Source organism: Nostoc sp. NOS(2021), assembly GCF_017115025.1.
Taxonomy (GTDB): domain Bacteria; phylum Cyanobacteriota; class Cyanobacteriia; order Cyanobacteriales; family Nostocaceae; genus Nostoc.
Window position 1 is genome coordinate 1 of the sequence record NZ_JABXKM010000232.1, and the last position, 3,675, is coordinate 3,675.

The 3,675-nt window shown below is 39.7% G+C and carries 2 protein-coding genes; both read left to right on the plus strand.

The features are described 5' to 3' along the window. Nucleotides 1–178 precede the first annotated feature (178 nt). Nucleotides 179–1,357: a 2-isopropylmalate synthase gene (locus HWQ41_RS24595; protein ID WP_292768818.1), complete on the plus strand. Its 1,179-nt coding sequence runs from the start codon at nucleotides 179–181 to the stop codon at nucleotides 1,355–1,357. Between the two features lie 202 nt (nucleotides 1,358–1,559). After that, complete coding sequence (locus HWQ41_RS24600; protein ID WP_292768821.1) at nucleotides 1,560–3,587, plus strand: ATP-binding cassette domain-containing protein; 2,028 nt, start codon at nucleotides 1,560–1,562, stop codon at nucleotides 3,585–3,587. Nucleotides 3,588–3,675 lie beyond the last annotated feature (88 nt).

Below are 3,675 nucleotides of genomic sequence, written 5' to 3' on the forward strand. Positions count from 1 at the left end.
GGGGAGGGGGTTGGGGGTGGGGTTCTTGTACCTCACTCAAGCGAGAACCGCTATACTATCACTTATCAACAAAGCGATCGCTCGGAATTATCAATAACTCAATCTCATCTTGCATAAGTGAGTTTAATCAAGCTAAAAACTTTTTATCTTACCAGAAAATAATTTTGTAAGAGGTCTAATGGAAACCCTTCCTATCAAAATTTCCGATGAAACCCTGCGGGATGGAGAACAACAAGCAGGCATTTTCTTCTCTTACCCAACTAAACAACAACTAGCCCATCTAATTGCCCAAACGGGAGTAGATAGACTAGCCATCATGCCCTGTGTTTGTGAGCAAGAAGAAGAGCTAATCAAATCATTAGTATTAGAGGGATTGGATAGTCTGGTCGCTGCTTGTACCTTAATGGGAAAGCAGCACATTGATCAAGCCAAAATGTACGGAGTTAAGCACATCATCCTTTTCTACGGCCTTTCTGATCGATTGCTCTTTCTAAGAGATCCTCAGATTCGTCTGTTGAACGAGTTTAAAGGAAAAACTATTGATGACGATATCCCAGCAAAAGTAATCGATAGAATTCGCCAAAACGCCATTAATCTAATTGTCGAAAATTTGCGCTATGCCACTACGGTTGCTGGACTCACCGTAGACTTTGCCGCCGAGGATGCCTCAAGAGCCGATTTTGATTTTTTAGTGGAATGTATCCGCTCATGCAGCCCTTATCTCGAACACTTTATGCTCTGTGATACAGTCGGAGTCCTCAGTCCAGAAAAGAGCTATATCTGGGTTAACGACCTGCTCCAACGTACAACAGGGGTTGCTTTCGGAGTACACTACCACAATGATATGGGCTTGGCTCTCGAAAATACTCTCCAGTCCGTCATGGCCGGAGCGACTTTAGTATCGGGTACGTTTTGCGGGATTGGGGAACGAGCCGGAAATGTTGCCATCGAGCAGGTGTTAAATGGGTTGCGAGTCCGCTTCGGAATTGAAGTCAAGGGGATTAATTATGATGCGATCGCCGCCGTGACTGATTACATTGAGCAATTAGGAGTTCGTCCAGCCGCACCTTACTCTCAAACTGCTCAACGCCACGAATCAGGTATTCATGTCAATTCTTTGTTTTGCGATCCTCAAAGCTATGCTGCTTTCCCTTACAACACTATAGAGGTTCTCTTCGGCAAATGGAGTGGAGTCAGTAATTTTCAATATCTATTTGAAAAGCAACTGCAAAATCCTCAACCAAGGAAACAATATGAAAAAATGCGTTCAGTGATTAAATCTCTTGCTGTTGAGCAAGAACGTTATTTTACAGCCAAGGAGGTATTGGAATTATGGCGAAATGGAGTCTTTAAATAATCCATATTGTCGTGTAGTAGTTCGCTGCTCTCGTAGGGTGCGAAAAATATCTACAATCTACATCCCACAGCGAAAGCATATAGGTTTTGTTTGCAAATTACTGTAAAAAACCTAAAAGCATTGCCAAACAAAGGATGTAGTTAATATAGTAAAATACCAAATTATTCAGTCAGCATCAAGAGTCTCAATTGATTTTTACAAAATGCAATCCAAAACTGTTCTTAATAAAACCATAACGAAGACTCCTTCGGCTTTTACTCAATTTTGGGAGGATATCAAAGCGATCGCAGGGCCTTATTGGTATCCGACAGAGGCATGGGGAAGGGCATTTTCAGACGTGATTCGTGCATGGGGAATGCTCTTTATCCTGATATTATTAATCATCGCACTCGTGGCTGTAACTGCCTTTAATAGCTTCGTTAGTCGCTATTTAGTCGATGCGATCGTTGAAGATAAAGATTTTACTAAATTTGTGAATACGTTATTGGTTTATGGCGCTGCCCTGATCTGTGTAACACTCTTAGTAGGATTGTCTAAATTTGTCAGGAAACAAATTGCTCTTGATTGGTACGAATGGCTCAATAATCAGATTTTAACAAAATATTTTGGCAATCGTGCTTATTATAAAATCAACTTTAAATCTGATATTGATAACCCAGATCAACGTCTGGCACAAGAAATCGAACCCATTCCCAGAAATGCTCTTAATTTTTCAGCTACTTTCTTAGAAAAAGTGCTAGAAATGACAGTTTTTATAATAATTGTCTGGTCAATTTCCCAATTTGTTGCAGTTTGTTTAATTGCTTATACGATCGTAGGCAATGTGATTGCTGTTTACTTGACTCAAGAATTGAATAAGATTAGTCAAGAAGAACTCGAATTTAAAGCTGACTACAATTATGCACTGACTCATGTTCGGAATCACGCTGAATCAATCGCTTTTTTTCGGGGAGAAAACCAAGAATCAAATATAATTAAAAGAAGATTTAGTAATATCCTAAAAAATGCAAAACGCAAAATTAATTGGGAGAGAAACAAGGATATTTTTAGCAGAGGATATCAGGCTGTTATCCAAATATTTCCATTTATAGTACTCGGCCCTTTACAGATTAGAGATGAGATTGATTTTGGACAAGTTGGCCAAGCTAGTTTAGCTTGCAATCTGTTTGCTAATGCTCTGGCAGAATTAATCAATGAATTTGGAACTTCTGGACGATTTTCCACTTATGTTGAGCGTTTGGGTGAGTTTTCAGATGCGTTAGAATTTGTTACCAAACAGCCAGAGAATGTAAGTACTATTAAAACAATCGAAGAAAACCATCTCGCTTTTGAGAATGTCACTTTACAAACGCCCAACTATGAGCAGGTGATTGTTGAAGATTTGTCACTTTCTGTTCAACCTGGAGAAGGTTTATTGATTGTTGGCCCCAGTGGTCGAGGTAAAAGTTCTCTATTGAGAGCGATCGCAGGTTTGTGGAACGCAGGGAATGGTCGTCTGGTGCGACCTCCCTTAGAAGAAGTGTTGTTTTTGCCCCAACGTCCTTACATAATCTTAGGAACTTTGCGCGAACAGTTGCTTTATCCTAATACAAATCGTCAAATGAGCGACGCAGAACTCAAAGAAGTTTTGCAACAAGTTAACCTGCAAAACTTGCTGAGTCGAGTGGATGGTTTTGATACTGAAGTTCCTTGGGAAAATATATTATCCTTGGGAGAACAACAACGTCTTGCATTCGCACGACTATTAGTTACTCGTCCTAGCTTTACTATATTAGATGAAGCAACGAGTGCTTTAGATTTGAAAAATGAAGGGAATTTATATCAACAATTACAATTAACGAAAACAACTTTTATCAGTGTTGGACATAGAGAAAGTTTGTTTAATTATCATCAATGGGTTTTGGAACTTTCACAAGATTCTAGTTGGCAACTTGTGACCGTGCAAAATTATCGCCTTCAAAAAGCAAAAGAAATTGTCACTCATCCCCCCGAAAATACTGAAATCACAATAGATGTTTTACCCAATAATGAATCCCAAAGTCAACCAGAAATCTCGACAGAGATAGGCATAATCGTAGGTCTTTCTCATAAGGAAATGCAGACATTAACAGACTCTACTATTAACACTATCAGAAGCAAGGCTAGCCTTGGAAAGTCCATTACTACTAATGATGGCTTTACCTACCGCTATGACAAAGATCCGAAAGTGTTGAAATGGGTGAGAGTTTAGCCAATACGGTTCGCATAAGACTTGATCCCCCCAACCCCCCTTAAAAAGGCTACGGTGTATACACAAGTCGAATTACCCCCCTTAATCC